Raw genomic sequence first — 16040 nt, forward strand, 5'->3', positions numbered from 1 at the left:
GATTTTTAAAACAGCGCTCAAAGACCTCAATTTCATTGTCGGCAGGCACAAAAATTGTGGACAAAAACACTCCTCGATTTTCTAGCTACGAACTTGACCGACAGGACCCCCGAACCGAATGAAATTCCAAACAAAGGCACCGATTCCAAGAGAAAAAAGAGAGGCCGCAAGCACGAGACCAAAAAAATGGACTTCGAGTTCCTTCTGCACAACCAAGAAATCTAAACCCATCTTCCTTTCGAGATATACTTGCGCAATGCCAGCAACCCCAAAAGCCAGTGTCATCGAAATCATTCCAATATTTGAAGTCCAGAAAGCGAATGAGTTCATGCTTGAATCCTGCAGCTTACGACCCGTTAAATGCGGCATAGCATAAGTGATGATCGCTAAAACCACGCAGGCATAGGCACCCCAAAAGGCCATGTGCCCGTGCATTCCGGTGACGAGAGTCCCATGAGTGTACATGTTAACTTGAGGCAAAGTATGAGCAAAACCTAGAAAGCCTGCTCCAACAAAAGAAAGTACCGCGCAGCCAAGTGTCCAAAGCATTGCGATCCGATTGTCTGGCGTTCGCCCTCCCTTTTTTGCCATCGACAGGGCGTAAATCGCCATACCTAAGAATGCCACAGGCTCCAAAGCCGAAAATAGTCCACCAACAATGAGCCAGTATCGAGGAGTCCCAATATAATAATAGTGATGGCCAGTGCCCAAAATACCGCTCAAAAAGGTAAATCCGACGATTATATAAAGCCACTTCTCAATGATCTCTCGGTCAACCCCTGTCAACTTAATCAGTAGAAATGACAATATCGCACCCATGATCAATTCCCAAACACCCTCCACCCAAAGATGTACAACCCACCAACGCCAGTAAGAGTCCATCGTTTGATGATCAGTGTCGATCATGCCCGGCAAATAGAGCAGGGCAGCTGTTAGCAGACCAAAAAACAAAACAATGCTTGTAGTTGTGTAGCGGCGACCCTTCCAGATCGTTCCACCAATCAAGCCTATAAACAAGAGCACATCTACAACAACGAGATAATCAAGTGGGCGTGGTATCTCGAGAAATTTTCTGCCTTCCCACCAATTGAAATGAAAACCAATGACTGCCGTGACTCCCACGGTTACAAATGCAATCAATTGGACATACGCCCATTTTACCGAAAGTAGTTCCCGATCCGCCTCTTCAGGAATGATATAGTAGGCAGACCCCATAAAGCCCGCCAGCAACCACATTACCAACAGATTGGTGTGAACAGCTCGGGCCGTGTTAAACGGGATAACAGCATGAAGCCCATCGTATCCCATGTGGGCAAACCCCATGATAAAGCCATAAACTAACTGAAGACTCAACAACAGCATGCAAACGGCAAAAAACCAGTAAGCGACCTTTTGTGACTGATATTTCATAATTTATTTCCCACCCTTCAAGTTCGAAAGGAATGCAGCTAGCTCAACAATTTGCTCTTCGGACAGTGGCATTTTCGCCATTTTGGAGTCTGATTTAACTGACACAGGATCTCTTAGCCAAAGTTTTAGAAACTCAATATCGCGGGTCGCACCTATCGAATCAAGAGCAGGCCCCACTTGGCCGCCTTGCCCGCCAAGAGAATGACAAGCCACACAAAGTTGGTTGAAAACCTGAGGTCTGTCTTCCCTTTTTACCAAAGGAGAAGAAGCTGTGTCTCCCGAGTTCCCAACTGAGGCAATTTGCCCCAAATCAGGCTTAGGCGGAAAACCATTGAGATCCATTTCACCAATCCATTTTAGAAAAGCCGTGAAATCGCCAATCTCTTCTTCTGTGAACTTGTAGTTCGTCATTTTACGCTGACCCGGATACATCGACTCAGGATCACGCAGCATGGCCTTAATAAATACTTCTCCACGCCGCTCAAAAACTTTTGTGAGTTCGGGCGCATAATAAGCCCCCTCACCCAGAATTGTGTGACACCCCATGCAATTGTTGCGATCAAACAAGTGCTTCCCGCGTATCACCTCTGGAGTTAGATTTTCTGACCTCGTCTGAGCTGGGATTCTCTGAAAGGTATCAATCGTTAAACCCACAAAAATGGCAGAAAACCCCAGGGTCCCCACCAGAAAAAATGCCTTCGCCTGCGACTTCGACAACATATTAATGACCCCTCCGAATCCGCGTTTTTTGATTGCTAAAACATCTACTCACCGATCGAATAGAATAATCAAGCTTTTTATTTACTAAGATCTCTAATTATCAAGATCTTTCATTTATCAGATTTGATGAATTACAAATCATCTGATAGTTAGTTAAGGTTCCATATGGACAATCTATACTCGTCTTAATTCTTCTCAAAGGAGCTTCAAAATGATTCGCGAAGTCGAAGGGGATATCTTACTCTCAAAGGCAGAGGCCCTCGCTCATGGTGTCGCTGTAGATGACGATTTCAAACAAGGTCTGGCCTTACAGCTTCGTGAACGATGGCCCTCACTCTATAAGGACTTTCGTCACTACTGTCAGTCTCGATCACCGAGCGAAGGAGACTCCTGGACCTGGAAGGGGCCGGGAAGCAGTGCCATCATAAGTCTTCTCACCCAAAAGCCACCTCTCTCCAAAGGACAACATCCGGGCAAGGCAACCCTGAGCAATGTTGGCCATTGCCTGAAGAAATTGGCCTCGGAAGTAAAATCAAATGGATACAAAAGCCTCGCCATCACAAAACTTGCCACGGGAGTCGGAGGTCTCGAATGGAAAGACGTAAAGCCTTTGATCGACCAACATTTAGGTTCACTTGATATTCCCGTTTTTGTGTATTCCAAATATGTAAAGGATAAATCGGGCGAGCAATAACATTCAAAATGGGGGGCATACAATGGGTAAAATGGATTTGATCACGGGAGCAAGCGAGGGGAACTGAAATAAATTTATTCAGTTTCCAATCCAAATCGTCTAAATATTTCCTGAACGCTGGTCAGTTGCTCTCGGCTTGGGGGCAACGTCTTGTCTAATTCATATTTAAATCCCATTTGCTTCCACTTGTATTCTCCCATCTTATGAAAGGGAAGCACCTGAACTTTCGCAATGTTCTTTTTATGCGATATTATATTTGCGAGGGAGGTGACCTCATCCACTGAATCGGTCAATCCAGGAACAAGAACAAAGCGCACCCAGGTTTTTTTTCCGATTTCTTCCAAGTATTCAAGCATATTCAATGTTGGCCCCAATTTAACTCCCGTCACTTTTCTGTACGTCTTGGGGTCAAAAGCCTTGATGTCGAGAAGAACCAAGTCCACAGAATCGACAGCCCATGATTGTTTCGAATCTCTCTGAAAATTGAATCCTGATGTATCGAGAGCCGTGTGAATATTGGCATCGCGACAAGCCTCCGCAAGATCTCCTATGAAGTCAGGTTGGAGAAGCGGCTCTCCTCCCGTAAATGTAACTCCGCCTCCAGACTTTTCAAAATAAGTTCGGTACCGCCAAATCTCACGAAAGAGCTCCTCTGCCGTCACCTCACGCCCCTCATGTGGATGACGGGTATCGGGATTGTGACAATACAGGCAACGAAGCGAACAACCTTGCATAAAAACAAGATAACGAACCCCAGGACCATCCACGGTACCGCAAGTTTCAACTGAGTGAATGCGTCCCTTCACGGACATCAGGTGCCTAATTTCTCGTGAAAAGTGCGACGCACAACTTCTTCCTGCTGTTCACGTGTCAGTTTGATAAAATTGACGGCATAACCCGACACACGAATTGTGAGTTGCGGAAACTCCTCGGGATGATCCATCGCCTTTAAAAGAGTATCGCGATCAAGCACATTCACATTAATGTGATGGCCCCCATCATGAAAATAGGCTGTCAACAATCCGATCAAATTTGTAACTTGATCCTTCTCCGTTGATCCCAAAGCCTTCGGGATAATTGAGAAAGTGTTGGAAATGCCATCCCTGGCGTAGCGATAAGGAATCTTTGCTACCGATTCCATTGCCGCCACTGCACCGTGGGTCTCGCGGCCATGCATAGGATTTGCTCCAGGAGCAAAGGCCTCGCCAATTCTTCTCCCATCAGGAGTAGTGCCCGTCTTTTTTCCGTAGACAACATTTGAAGTGATCGTCAGAACCGATAGGGTGGGAATTGCTTCCCGATAGGTCTTTTGTTTTCGCAGTTTATTCATGAATCGCTTCACAATATCGACTGCGATCAAATCGACACGATCATCATTGTTACCATACTGAGGGTAGTTTTCGGTGCTCCGAATAAAATCTACAGCAAGTCCACGCTCGTCCCTCACAACCCTGACTTCTGAATAACGGATAGCAGATAAAGAATCCGCAACAACTGACAATCCAGCCATGCCAGTCGCAAGAAACCGCTCCACATGAGTATCGTGCAAAGACATTTCAATTTTTTCATAGCAGTATTTGTCATGCATATAGTGAATCACGTTCAAGGTATTGACATAAAGGTGAGCCAACCACTCTAACATCAAATCAAATTTATGAAGGACGTCTTCATACTGAAGAACATCACCCATCACTGGAGCCAGTTCTGGCCCTACCTGCTGACCGCTGATCTCGTCTCGACCACCGTTAATGGCATAGAGCAAGCATTTTGCAAGATTGGCGCGAGCACCAAAAAACTGCATTTGCTTGCCTATTTTAGCCGCAGAAACACAGCACGCAATTGCATAATCATCACCAAATGTATGTCGCATCAGATCATCATTTTCGTACTGTATCGAGCTCTTATCGATCGAAACTTTTGCACAATACTGTTTAAAAGGCTCGGGCAAGCGTTCCGCCCACAATACAGTGAGATTTGGCTCTGGCGCTGGACCTAGATTGTATAAGGTATGCAAAAATCTAAAGCTCGTTCGAGTCACCAAAGACCGTCCGTCTTCGCTCATACCTCCAATAGATTCGGTGACCCAGGTTGGGTCACCTGAAAAGAGTTGATCATATTCGGGAGTCCGAGAAAATCGAACCATCCTCAATTTCATCACAAACTGATCCACCAACTCCTGGGCCTGAGTTTCGGTCAATTCTCCAGCTCTCAAATCCCTTTCTATATATATATCAAGAAACGTGGAGACTCTTCCCAATGACATGGCGGCCCCATTCTGCTCTTTCACAGCAGAGAGATAGGCGAAATAGGTCCATTGAATCGCTTCTTTGGCCGTGTTGGCTGGCCGACCAATATCAAAACCATAACTGGCAGCCATCACTTTTACGGACTGAAGAGCCTTAATTTGCTCAAAAAGTTCCTCTCGCTGACGAAGACTCTCAGACTCAAGATCAATCTCTTCGCAATCTTTGAGATCACTTTTTTTCTTTTCAATTAAACGATCAATTCCATAAAGAGCCACTCTTCTATAGTCGCCAATAATTCGCCCTCTACCGTAGGCATCTGGAAGACCCGTGATGATTCCTGATTTTCTCGCGGCCATCATCTCTGGCGTGTAGGCCGCAAAAACTCCGTCATTGTGAGTTTTTCGATGTTTCTGAAAAAAATCAATAAGGCTTGGGCTCATCTTATAACCGTAAGACTCCAAAGCATCCGCCGCCATCCGTACTCCACCGTAGGCAACGAGCGCCCTCTTCAGTGGTCTATCTGTTTGAAGGCCAACTATTTTTTCTAAATTCTTATCAATATATCCAGGCCCATGAGAGGTAATTGAAGAAACAACTTCGGTGTCGGCATCAAGGATTCCCTTTTTCTTTCCTCTTTCATGAGATCAAGCACTCGAACCCATAGCTCGGAGGTTTCCTTGGTTGGACCAACAAGGAAGCTCGCATCACCTTCATAGGCTTGATAATTTTTCTGGATAAAATCGCGCACGTTTATCTCGGTATTCCAACGCCCTGATTCCCACCGACCCGCAACATTGTATTTCATTCTTCCCCCCGGATTGGAACAAGGCTACTACATGGCGATCCGAAACTAAAGACTCTTAAAGAAAATTTTCAACAAATTCTTGGAAGCTGTTCTCCACTCTGCTTTTCAAGAGAATAAGTTGTTCCAAATTCTGTTTCGAGGAGCAAACGCCCAACAGAGCCTTCCCCAACAGTTCCAATAGCAGAGGCAGAGGGATCGAATTCCTTTAAGATCTTAAGACATCCCGCCACAGCTGAACTGGGAACGATCGCCACCATGGCTCCTTCGTTGGCGCAAAACAAGGGATCAAGACCCAGCATTTCACAGGCACCAGAAACTGAACTATCAACGGTTATCATTTTTTCCTGTATTTTCATCTCAAGAACTCGCGTTTGCGCAAGCTCAATCAGGGCCGTGGCCAAGCCGCCTCGAGTTAAATCCCGCATGACGTGAACTTCTACATTTGACCTCAAGAGTTCCTCCACTCGCGGCCAAAGATGAGAACAATCAGATTGGATCGATGATTCAAATCCGAGATTTGCTCGATCTGCCATAATAGAAATTCCGTGCCGGCCAATGGGCCCACTGAGAACAATCACATCTCCAGCTAAAATATTTTTCGGAACAAAAGCCTTTTTTGAAGGAGGTATCCCTATGCCGCTGACATTGATATAAATGCCATCTCCCTTGCCCCGCTCAACAACCTTCGTATCGCCAGCAACAATCTTGACTCCGATTTCCCGAGCGGCCTGAGCCATCGACTCAACAATTCGAACAAAATCTTTGATCGCCAGGCCCTCTTCCAAGATAAAACCGACGGACAACCATCGCGGCTCTGCTCCTCCCATGGCCAAATCATTACAAGTTCCCGTGACAGCCAACTTTCCGATGTCTCCACCTCGAAAAAAAATTGGATTCACAACAAAGGAATCCGTCGCAAAACACAGATTGGAACGATCCAAAGACAAATTGGCACAATCAGTTGCATCGTTTAAACAGTCCGAATCAAAGGCTGGTTTAAAAATATCGTCAATCAGCTGCTGAGTGAGGCGCCCACCTCCCCCATGTGCCAAGGTGATCGTAGGATATCTTTCAAATGGAAATCGACAGATCCAATCCAAATTAAACTCCCCTTATTTTTCCGTTATCTTGCCTTCGAACCGGCGATATTTCCAATAAGCAGCACAGGCCCCCTCATTTGAAACCATCGTCGCGCCCAAGGGGTTGTCGGGATGACAAACCTTATCAAATGCCTCACAATCGTGAGGTTTCCTAATTCCTTGCAAGATCAATCCACTGATGCAGTTTATGGGAGACGCCGATAACTCCCTCCCAGCTAGTTCGTCTTCAAATCGAATTTCGGCATCAAAATTACGATAGGCTTCGTTCAACTTCAATCCGCTCGCCTCAATCGCACCAAGACCGCGCCATTCCTTTTTTGTAATCACGAACACTTCCTTCAAGATATCCTGAGCCACAGGATTTCCATCTGCCGATACAGCGCGAGTGTATTGATTTTCCACTTCGAAGCGACCCTGTTCAAGCTGACGAACAACAAGAAAAATTCCCTCTAAAAGATCAATCGGCTCAAAGCCCGTGATCACGATCGGAATCCTGTACTTTGCAGAAATTGGAGCGTACTCATTGTAACCCATCACCGCGCACACGTGACCGGCCGCAAGAAATCCCTGGACTCGATTTTCAGCCGATGACAGAATGCTTTCCATGGCTGGCGGAACCAAAACGTGAGACACAAGTACCGAGAAGTTCGGTATTCCTTTTTTACGAGCCATGTAAATAGCCATTGCATTTGCTGGCGCGGTCGTTTCAAATCCAATTGCAAAAAAAACAACTTCCCTACCAGGATTCTTTTCGGCTAACTGAAGAGCATCCATAGGAGAGTAGACAATCCTCACATCCGCACCCTGGGCCTTGGCTGAAAATAAATCCTGGCGACTACCCGGAACCCTTAACATATCTCCAAAAGTACAAAATATAAGATCCGGAATCTTGGCCAGCGCGATGGCACAATCGATTTTCTCAATCGGCGTGACACAGACAGGACAACCTGGTCCGTGTACCAATTCGATTCTATCTGGCAACATTTGGTCTATGCCGTAGCGAATGATGCTGTGAGTTTGCCCGCCACATATTTCCATCAGGACCCAAGGGCGAGTGCAAAGTCTCCGAATTGAATCAGCAATTTTTGCAGCCCGAACTGGATCCCGGTATTCGGCCATAAATTTCACAGTTAGTCTCCTAGCTCACCCAGCGTCTGATAAATCAGATCGGCTTCGTCCTTCTTTAGGCGGGTGATGGCAAAACCCACATGGACCAGGACGTAATCCCCCACAACAGCCTCCGGCACGTAGGTTAAATTCACTTCCTTCATGATCCCACCAAACCTCACAAATCCCCCGCGCAGAATGAGATCTGCCCGATCCGGCAAGTGAATCACTTCGGTTGTTGAAATTTTCTCAATGCGACCAGGTACTCCGAGACACATACAATCTGTCCTACCGCAATTCCACCATCATTGGAAGGAATCTCTTTATTCCAAAAAACTTCAATTTTATGTTCACGCAAAGCTCTCACTACAATTTCAAGAAGGAGTGCGTTTTGAAAAACTCCCCCACTCAGTATGACAGGTTTGTTTTTACACAATTCCAAGTTCTTCTGTATGATCTCAATCAAGAGAGCAGCCAGTAGCTGATGAAAACAAAACGCAAGAGCCGCCCTCTCCTTCGTTGCGCAAGCCTCACTGCAACTGGCTGCAAAGAGACTTCGAATGTAGGCTCTCCAATCCCACCTGAGCACACCGTCAGGTCCTGACTCGAAAAGAATCAATTTCGATTTCGATTTCGATTGAACAGCGAAGCCGCAGTTACCCTTGCCCGTCTCACCCGACATCTCAGCCATGCTCTCCAGCTCAATGGCTGCCTGCCCCTCATAGCTTGAAAAATGTCGTACCTCCAATAGGGATGAAACTCCATCGAAAAAACGGCCGAGGCTGGATGACTTGACCGATAATGACCGCAATGATTCCATTTGATCAACTGAAAACTGGCATCGAAGATTTTTCCACCAAGAGCTTGAAACGATTTGGTCCAAAGGAATATTAGCCTCTCGAAGAAGACTGAATGCCACACGCCAGGGCTCACGCGAAGCTCGGTCGCCACCCAGCAACGGGAAAGTCCGGAAGCTAGCAAGCCTCTTCAATTCATCTTGGGAAAATAAAATAACCTCCGAGCCCCAGCTAGAACCATCTACACCATACCCCGTCCCATCCCATGCCACACCTATCACTGGCTCTAAATTGAATTTCTTCTCTGCCAAAACACCGGCAATATGAGCACAGTGATGCTGCACAGGAATATACTCCTCACCGAGGACTTCGCTTGCCATGATGCTACTGCGATAGTCAGGATGAAGATCGAAAATAACCAGGGGACTTTCTACTGAATACTCCTTCAGCCAGTCTGATCTGAGCTTGCGATGACGATCGTCCACCTCAGCCGAGCCCAACTGTCCAAGATAGGGGCTCAAGACGATACCCCGACCCGTCCCGAGTGCAATTGAATTTTTCAGATCCGCACCAAGAGCGACGAGGGGTTTAGACTGAATCCTCTTCACCGAAACTCTAAGAGGATATCCCCTCCCACGGCGAAGACAGCAAATCTCACCCATCACAACTTGAACCACGGAATCATCGGCAGCATGGGCAATTTCCAAATTATGATCCAAAAATAAATCTGCAATGTCCCTGAGCTCAGAAAGAGCCTGCTCCAATCGAAAACAAATTGGCGCACTTCCGCGGTTTCCGCTCGTGGCGACCAGGGGGCCGCCAAACATTTTTATTAATTCAATATAGTAGGCAGAAGACGAAAGCATGATTCCGACCCGATGAAGACCCGGTGCCACCGCATCCGCCAACAGTGCTGTTGGCGATTTCCTTCTTAATAAGACGATCGGAGCCACAGGACTCTCCAATGCTCTGATCTCCACCTCCCCAACAAGAGCGATAGACCGGGCCTGAGAAATATCCTGAACCATCACTGCAAAGGGCTTCGCTGGCCGCCTCTTTCTTCTTCTCAACTCCTCTATACTTTCGATGCGGCTGGCATCACACATCAAGTGAAATCCCGAGATCCCCTTTACCGCAATAATTTTTCCTGATTTGAGCGCAGCACAGGCGAGAATCAGGGCCTCCTTCTCGCTGGCCAAAGACTCTCCGCCCGGGGTTTTCAAAGTCAGAGCTGGGCCACATTGAGGGCAGGATATCCCCTGAACATGAAAACGGCGATTTTCAGGATCCCCGTACTCATCCTGACATCTAGAGCAAATCGGAAATGACCTCCAAGAAGTCAAAGCCCTATCATAGGGCATTCCAAAAGAGAGGCTCTGCCGAGGGCCACACTCGGCACATGAAATAAAAGAAAAGCCGAACCTTCGATCCTTTGGGTCCTGATATTCCTTTTTACATTCACTGCAAATGGCTCTGTCGGGGCTAAGGACTGAAGATTTTGGATTAAAAACTTGGCTTTTATCAATTGAGAAATTGAATTCACGAACCACCGGAGGCAAGTATTGTTTTTCAACCACCTCTCCTGTTTCTCCAATGAGCTGCACAAATTTCTCGAGATCCTCCGCGCTTTGCGACTGCGCCTCAATAAGGACGGCATCCGACTCGTTGAGAACTCTTCCTGTAATTCCAAGGGCCTTCGCCATTCTTAGAATTTTTGGTCGAATTCCCATTCCCTGAACAAGACCAGTGATTCGAAATTCAATTCGAATAGACACGTTGATTGATCCTTTAGTCTCCAGCGACTTGAACTGACATCAAAACAGCATCCTGAGCTCTCGGATCATGAATATCAGAAGAGACTTCAAAGCTAACCTGGGCCTTCTCAGCAAGACTTCCCTTTGCATCCTCCGCAAAATGCTCAAGGAAATGCTCTGGAGTTAAATGTGATAGCGCACCAATCCACACCGAAATACTCACGACAGCTTTCGCCTTCTCACATTCTGCTATTCTATTCACTTCACGAACAAGATCTTTCATCATGGCAACTTCATGCATTCTTCTAACCTCCTTACTTACTTCTCAGATTTCGGCAAACTCCTTGCGAATGTAAGCGATAATTTCTGGAATCATTGAGCGCATTCCAGGGCTTAGCTCTTCGCCCATTTGAAAATTCACCCCTTTTACTCCAATAACAATCAATTCATCAGGTATTTTGTCCAAAGCTCGAGAGAGTTCAATGGCCTGACCTACTCCGAGCACATGAGAAGAGGTACCTGACAGACTGGCTGGAAGTGACTCTTCCTTTGCATCCCATTTTTTTATCGGAACCAAATCCTCGGTTTCCATCGCATCAAGTACAATAACCTTTCTATATGAGCCGAAGACGTCCAGCAGATCTGTGATGTCGCCACTGCTCTTAATGACAGAGAAAAGTGTTTCTCCTTCGCTGACAAACTGATCAGCCACGATCCAACCAAAAGCATCGTCTCCCCGATTGGGATTAGCCAAACAGATAAGGGCCTTATGAGTTAACATCTTCGCGCTCAATTTTCAAAAAATGAGTGGCACAGGAAATACAGGGATCATAATTTCGAACTGTCTGCTCACAACGATGCCGAAGTTCGCTTTCCGGTGACGAAAAATATTTTCGAACGACCTCAAAAAGATCGGATTCGATCGTCTTTTGATTCTGCGAAGTCGGCGGTATGATTTTCGCCTCCTTGATTTTTCCGTCACAGCCAATTTCGTAACGATGATAAAGAATGCCCCGAGGAGCCTCAGTACAACCATGGCCAATCCCTTCTTTTACCTCATAGTTGACAAAGGCCGGGCCCTTAGCCACGTAGCCTTCGATAATCCTAAGACTTTCCTCACAAGCGAACAAAATTTCCAACGAACGAACAATAATGCTCTTGAAAGGATTTCGACAATCTTTGACTTTAAAATTAATTTCCCGGGCGCACTCTCTCACCCTCTCCGGCAGTCTGCCCTCATTGTGAAAATATCTGGCAAGTGGACCAACAAGGTATTCACCCCTCTCCTTTAGAACCGAATGTAAGGCATTAGATCGCGCGACATGGAGCTCCTGAAAATGGTCTAAATACGATGGCACTTCAATATCCAATCCCCGGTTGGAAATGATTCGACCTCTGTTAATGGGGTATTCCTCTGAGTGAAAGAGTGAGACAAATTCGTAGTCCCTCTCAAAATCAGGGAATTCCAGCTTGGATACAAACCGAACTGTTTCCTCAGCGATGTCTCTTGCTTGCTTCAATGGATCCAGCATTTTTCGCAATTGGGAAGGGTCGGGAAGCTTATAGAACCCACCCACTTTCACATTGATGGGGTGAATCTCACGACCACCGACCAATTTCATGAGATCATTCCCAATTTTCTTAAGTTGCAACCCCTGAGAAACCACCTTTGGATATTTCTTTGCCATTTTTATAGCATCTTCAAAACCGAGAAAATCAGGAGCATGAAGCATATAGACATGCAAAGTGTGACTCTCAATCCACTCCCCACAAAAAATCAAACGACGTAACTCACTGATTTCTTTCGTCAGCTCAATGCCCAATGCAGATTCCATCGCCTGAACAGCGCTCATTTGATAGGCAATCGGACAAATTCCACATATGCGGGACGTGATGTCGCAGGCCTCCGTCAAATCACGTCCTCGTAACAAAGCTTCAAAATACCTCGGGGGTTCAAAAATTTTAAACTGAACCTCCTCAATTTCCTGCCCCTTTGTACGAACATAAAGAGATCCCTCGCCCTCCACCCGAGCCAAGTAGTCAACTTTGATTGTTCTTGTTTTAAGACCAGCTTGGGCACCTGGCCTAATTCCCGCCTTAATTTTAATTTCAGAATCGGAGCTCATGTGTCTTTCCTATTTGGTTCTGGGCTAGGCAATGATTGAGACTCACCCAATGCATCAACTTTCTGCGCATCCTTTTGAAACAGTTCCGAAGCTTCGTGAAAAATTTTATTGCCAGTATAATAGGTTTGCAGAGATCTGTTCACGAAATCTGGAGACGCCTTTGTCATCGCGACCATCCAATCCCCCAGAGCGCGAGGATTGGGACTGTCTTGAGGCCCGTAGCAGCCATAACAACCTCGGTTATATCGTGGGCATATTGATCCGCAACCCGCATGAGTGATAGGTCCCAGGCATGGCGTCCCATGAGCCACCATAACACAGACGTTGCCATCTAATTTGCAATCGATGCACTCACTGTAGGAGCTAATATTTGGCTTGCGCCCGTGCAAAAATGCCGAAATCACCTCTAAAAGTTGAGTTTTATTGATTGGACAGCCCTGGAGCTCAAAATCAACCTTGACGTGGTTTGAGATCGGAGTCGAAGTCGCTAGAGCCTCGATATAATCTGGTCGAGCATAGACATATTTTCTATAGTCCTCCTCACGAGCATAATTGCGCAGGGCCTGCACCCCACCGGAAGTCGCACAGGCCCCGATCGTCACCAAATGGCGCGATTGATTCCGAACATCTTTGATTCGGTCGGCATCGTGAGAGGTCGTAATTGAACCCTCAACCAAGGAAAGATCATAAGGACCAGGGAGAACGTGACGACTCGCTTCTGCAAAATTAGCTATCTCAATTATCTCAGCAATTCCAAGTAACTCATCCTCACAATCAAGCAAACTCAATTGACAGCCATCACAGGACGCAAATTTCCAAACGGCCAACTTAGGTTTGATTTTAGCTCTCTTATTCCCGGCCTTACTTGATTTCTTTCTCATGAATCAAAATTCTCTTCTCAGAAAAGTGGAACTCAATCTATCAAATGAAAAAACAGGACCGTCTTTGCAGATAAACTCTCCACCGTATTGACAATGACCACAAAAGCCCACCGCACATTGCATATTGCGCTCCATGGAAACGTAGATGTCTTTTTCTACTACACCCCTTCCCAGTAGGGGATCCGCTATAAAACGCATCATGATCTCAGGGCCGCAAACCATCACAAGACTTTTTCCAGGGTCCAAATCCAAATTCGGAATCAATTTTGTTACGGCCCCGACGTGACCCTTCCAAGTCGGTCCAGCCGCGTCGACAGCTACGCTCAATTCAACTCCGAGTTTTCGCCATTTACTGAATTCCTTTTTGAAAACTAAGTCTTTAGGGGACCTCGCTCCGTAGAGAACACTCAAGCGACCATATTTACTCTTGTTCGCCAGGTAGGCATAAATCACGGGACGCAAGGGAGCCAGGCCGATTCCACCTGCGACCAAAATTATATCCTTCCCTTGTGCCTTGTCCAGAGGCCAGGGCACTCCAAATGGCCCCCTGATTCCAATTTGGCTCCTCTCTGTCAACATTTTCATTCTTCTCGTCACGGTACCTACCGCCCGAATGGTATGAACATAGCAATCAGCCTTGGCGGAGTTTCCACTGATAGAAATAGCAACTTCTCCCACTCCAAACTGGTAAAGCATGTTAAACTGGCCCGGCGAAAACTCCATGCTTTGCTGGGAACCTTCGGGAACCAACTCGATCGTGAACACGTCACTTGTCTCCTGAGTGTACTTAACAACGCGATAGGGAACCGGAAGGAGAGGATTTTCTGACTTCAATGTCCACCCTTTCCATAAATGTCAATGAGTTGCAACCGAGTTGCGCTCAACCGACCCGCAATAACCAAAGCAATTTTCTTCATCAAAAGGTAGCCAAGTTCAGGATTATTTTCTGCCTTTTTTCGCAAGCAACCGCCGTCAAATTCAATCAAATGCGCTTGCTCCAAGACTCTCACGTCAAATTTCCACTTAAAAGGCTCCACCAGCCACGACCACCCAATAAGCTCACCAGATCCGAGTGTTTCAACCAAGAGAACTCCATGCCCCTGCATATGTGTTTCTATAGCCACTCGTCCCTTTCTAAGAACATAAAAAGCCTCAGCGGCATCGCCCTCCTGAGCAAGGTACTGACCAGACTTAACGACTCGATTTTTCCCACATCCACCAATGAGGTTTAAATATTCCTGAGGGAAATGACTAAAGAACACACAGTCATTCAGTAGTTCCGAAATTTTTTTCATGATCAAACGCCCTTATCTCTTCTGTTAAATCTATACCCACCGGGCACCAACTAATGCACCGGCCACATCCGACACATCCAGACTTTCCGTATTGATCAAACCAACTTGAGACTTTGTGGGTCAACCATTGGCGATATCGAGATTTGCCGCTCTGCCTAACACTGCCGCCATGAATATAGCTGTGATCGAGAGTAAAACAAGAGTCCCATTTTCTCCACCTTTCGGCGTGGTCACCTTTTAAATCGGTCGTATCTTCGACTCTTGAACAAAAACAAGTCGGACAAACCAAAGTGCAGTTCGCACAGTTGAGACATTTCTTAGATATCTCTTCCCAGCGACCACTATGAAATGATCTGTCTAACAACTTTTTATCCTCGATTGGTTTCATCGATCTCATCTGCGCGTCGGCCACCATGGCAATCTGCTGATTTGAAATGAGTGAATCTTCGACGGATGTCGGATACAGACATTTCATGCGACGGAGTTCTCCCATCAACTTCTCCCCTTCGGGAGACCCAGACTTCAGCAAAAATCGATGATGATCGACTTCAGGAACTTCAACCAACAAGAGATCAAAACCCTCAGAGACGCCTGGTCCGGTGTTCATGGATGCACAAAAACACGTCGGTGCGACAGACATACACTGAACCGCAATCAATATCGTCGCTGCCCGTCTTTCTTGATATGGCCTATCAACGACTGGTCCCTCCAAAAAAATCTGATCTTGGATTCGAATAGCGGCAAGCTCACAGGCCCTCACCCCTAAAAATGCTCGACGTGGACAGGCTATCTTTTCAGGTATAAAGCAGAGGTTCCCATCTTTGTTCTTATTCGATTTCCAAAGGCGTTCTTTCGGAACAAACAAGAATTTCTTCCAACTGTCTGGACCAACAGTGAACCCAAAGTAGGCCCCATCGTCCCGCTGAGCAAGCCGATAAAAACCCCTTTCTTGTTTTTCCGTGTAGCCTCGAGGTAAATCTTCCGCCTTTTGTAGAACATCATAGACAATCGCCTGATCCCTCACCTGGGGGCCTACCACCTCAAATCCAGAATCTTGAAGTAACTGAATCAGCGTGGCTATTCCGCCCACACCCATTTGTTCTTC

General features: G+C 46.4%; 15 protein-coding genes and 1 pseudogene. 1 reads left to right on the forward strand and 15 read right to left on the reverse strand.

Annotated elements, in window-relative coordinates:
• Positions 1 to 81: 81 nt before the first annotated feature.
• Both IPJ71_12840 and IPJ71_12845 read right to left on the reverse strand, forming a co-directional pair.
• Entirely contained in the window at positions 82 to 1410 is a 1329-nt protein-coding gene (locus IPJ71_12840; protein ID MBK7844557.1) for a cbb3-type cytochrome c oxidase subunit I, read from the reverse strand.
• Positions 1411 to 1413: 3 nt separating this feature from the next.
• Positions 1414 to 2130 (reverse strand): cytochrome c, encoded by a 717-nt coding sequence (locus IPJ71_12845; protein ID MBK7844558.1) that lies wholly within the window; start codon positions 2128 to 2130, stop codon positions 1414 to 1416.
• 211 nt (positions 2131 to 2341) lie between these two features.
• Between IPJ71_12845 and IPJ71_12850 the strand changes: the two genes are divergently transcribed.
• A complete protein-coding gene (locus IPJ71_12850) occupies positions 2342 to 2824 on the forward strand; it encodes a macro domain-containing protein (protein MBK7844559.1) in 483 nt (160 codons plus the stop codon).
• A gap of 74 nt (positions 2825 to 2898) precedes the next feature.
• Here IPJ71_12850 and pflA read toward each other — a convergent pair whose 3' ends face one another.
• The 13 genes and pseudogenes from pflA to IPJ71_12915 form a co-directional block, all read right to left on the reverse strand.
• On the reverse strand, positions 2899 to 3636 hold the full coding sequence (pflA, locus tag IPJ71_12855; GenBank protein MBK7844560.1) for a pyruvate formate lyase-activating protein: 738 nt from the start codon (positions 3634 to 3636) through the stop codon (positions 2899 to 2901).
• A pseudogene (pflB, locus tag IPJ71_12860) lies at positions 3636 to 5875 on the reverse strand (formate C-acetyltransferase). The gene pflA and the pseudogene pflB overlap by 1 nt, the downstream one beginning before the upstream one ends.
• A 68-nt stretch (positions 5876 to 5943) precedes the next feature.
• Complete coding sequence (gene hypE, locus IPJ71_12865; GenBank protein ID MBK7844561.1) at positions 5944 to 6975, reverse strand: hydrogenase expression/formation protein HypE; 1032 nt, start codon at positions 6973 to 6975, stop codon at positions 5944 to 5946.
• Positions 6976 to 6987: 12 nt separating this feature from the next.
• Positions 6988 to 8103 (reverse strand): hydrogenase formation protein HypD, encoded by a 1116-nt coding sequence (gene hypD, locus IPJ71_12870; GenBank protein MBK7844562.1) that lies wholly within the window; start codon positions 8101 to 8103, stop codon positions 6988 to 6990.
• Between the two features lie 2 nt (positions 8104 to 8105).
• Complete coding sequence (locus IPJ71_12875) at positions 8106 to 8360, reverse strand: HypC/HybG/HupF family hydrogenase formation chaperone (protein ID MBK7844563.1); 255 nt, start codon at positions 8358 to 8360, stop codon at positions 8106 to 8108.
• Positions 8309 to 10654, reverse strand: coding sequence for a carbamoyltransferase HypF (hypF, locus tag IPJ71_12880; protein ID MBK7844564.1), 2346 nt, complete (start codon positions 10652 to 10654; stop codon positions 8309 to 8311). The genes IPJ71_12875 and hypF overlap by 52 nt, the downstream gene beginning before the upstream one ends.
• 13 nt (positions 10655 to 10667) lie before the next feature.
• Positions 10668 to 10934, reverse strand: coding sequence for a hydrogenase maturation nickel metallochaperone HypA (locus tag IPJ71_12885; GenBank protein MBK7844565.1), 267 nt, complete (start codon positions 10932 to 10934; stop codon positions 10668 to 10670).
• 24 nt (positions 10935 to 10958) lie between these two features.
• A complete protein-coding gene (locus tag IPJ71_12890; protein ID MBK7844566.1) occupies positions 10959 to 11414 on the reverse strand; it encodes a hydrogenase maturation protease in 456 nt (151 codons plus the stop codon).
• Positions 11401 to 12759, reverse strand: a complete 1359-nt coding sequence (locus IPJ71_12895) for a Ni/Fe hydrogenase subunit alpha (protein ID MBK7844567.1) — start codon at positions 12757 to 12759, stop codon at positions 11401 to 11403. Before IPJ71_12895 ends, IPJ71_12890 begins: the two co-directional genes overlap by 14 nt.
• The gene (locus tag IPJ71_12900) at positions 12756 to 13640 is read right to left on the reverse strand and encodes an oxidoreductase (GenBank protein ID MBK7844568.1); all 885 of its coding nucleotides are present in this window, start codon (positions 13638 to 13640) and stop codon (positions 12756 to 12758) included. The genes IPJ71_12895 and IPJ71_12900 overlap by 4 nt, the downstream gene beginning before the upstream one ends.
• Before the next feature lie 3 nt (positions 13641 to 13643).
• Positions 13644 to 14474, reverse strand: coding sequence for an FAD/NAD(P)-binding protein (locus IPJ71_12905; protein ID MBK7844569.1), 831 nt, complete (start codon positions 14472 to 14474; stop codon positions 13644 to 13646).
• On the reverse strand, positions 14471 to 14935 hold the full coding sequence (locus tag IPJ71_12910; GenBank protein MBK7844570.1) for a cyclic nucleotide-binding domain-containing protein: 465 nt from the start codon (positions 14933 to 14935) through the stop codon (positions 14471 to 14473). Before IPJ71_12910 ends, IPJ71_12905 begins: the two co-directional genes overlap by 4 nt.
• Entirely contained in the window at positions 14907 to 16031 is a 1125-nt protein-coding gene (locus IPJ71_12915; protein ID MBK7844571.1) for a 4Fe-4S dicluster domain-containing protein, read from the reverse strand. Before IPJ71_12915 ends, IPJ71_12910 begins: the two co-directional genes overlap by 29 nt.
• Between the last annotated feature and the right edge of the window lie 9 nt (positions 16032 to 16040).

Source organism: Bdellovibrionales bacterium (genome assembly GCA_016714165.1).
Taxonomy (GTDB): domain Bacteria; phylum Bdellovibrionota; class Bdellovibrionia; order Bdellovibrionales; family UBA1609; genus JADJVA01.

What these genes read in the sequence shown, in the direction of transcription:
- IPJ71_12910 (MBK7844570.1), bottom strand. Translation starts at nt 14,935, where the DNA reads ATGAAAAAAATTTCGGAACTACTGAATGACTGTGTGTTCTTTAGTCAT.
- IPJ71_12875 (MBK7844563.1), bottom strand. Translation starts at nt 8,360, where the DNA reads ATGTGTCTCGGAGTACCTGGTCGCATTGAGAAAATTTCAACAACCGAA.
- IPJ71_12845 (MBK7844558.1), bottom strand. Translation starts at nt 2,130, where the DNA reads ATGTTGTCGAAGTCGCAGGCGAAGGCATTTTTTCTGGTGGGGACCCTG.
- IPJ71_12850 (MBK7844559.1), top strand. Translation starts at nt 2,342, where the DNA reads ATGATTCGCGAAGTCGAAGGGGATATCTTACTCTCAAAGGCAGAGGCC.
- IPJ71_12840 (MBK7844557.1), bottom strand. Translation starts at nt 1,410, where the DNA reads ATGAAATATCAGTCACAAAAGGTCGCTTACTGGTTTTTTGCCGTTTGC.
- pflA (MBK7844560.1), bottom strand. Translation starts at nt 3,636, where the DNA reads ATGTCCGTGAAGGGACGCATTCACTCAGTTGAAACTTGCGGTACCGTG.
- IPJ71_12915 (MBK7844571.1), bottom strand. Translation starts at nt 16,031, where the DNA reads ATGGGTGTGGGCGGAATAGCCACGCTGATTCAGTTACTTCAAGATTCT.
- IPJ71_12900 (MBK7844568.1), bottom strand. Translation starts at nt 13,640, where the DNA reads ATGAGAAAGAAATCAAGTAAGGCCGGGAATAAGAGAGCTAAAATCAAA.
- IPJ71_12885 (MBK7844565.1), bottom strand. Translation starts at nt 10,934, where the DNA reads ATGCATGAAGTTGCCATGATGAAAGATCTTGTTCGTGAAGTGAATAGA.
- IPJ71_12890 (MBK7844566.1), bottom strand. Translation starts at nt 11,414, where the DNA reads ATGTTAACTCATAAGGCCCTTATCTGTTTGGCTAATCCCAATCGGGGA.
- IPJ71_12895 (MBK7844567.1), bottom strand. Translation starts at nt 12,759, where the DNA reads ATGAGCTCCGATTCTGAAATTAAAATTAAGGCGGGAATTAGGCCAGGT.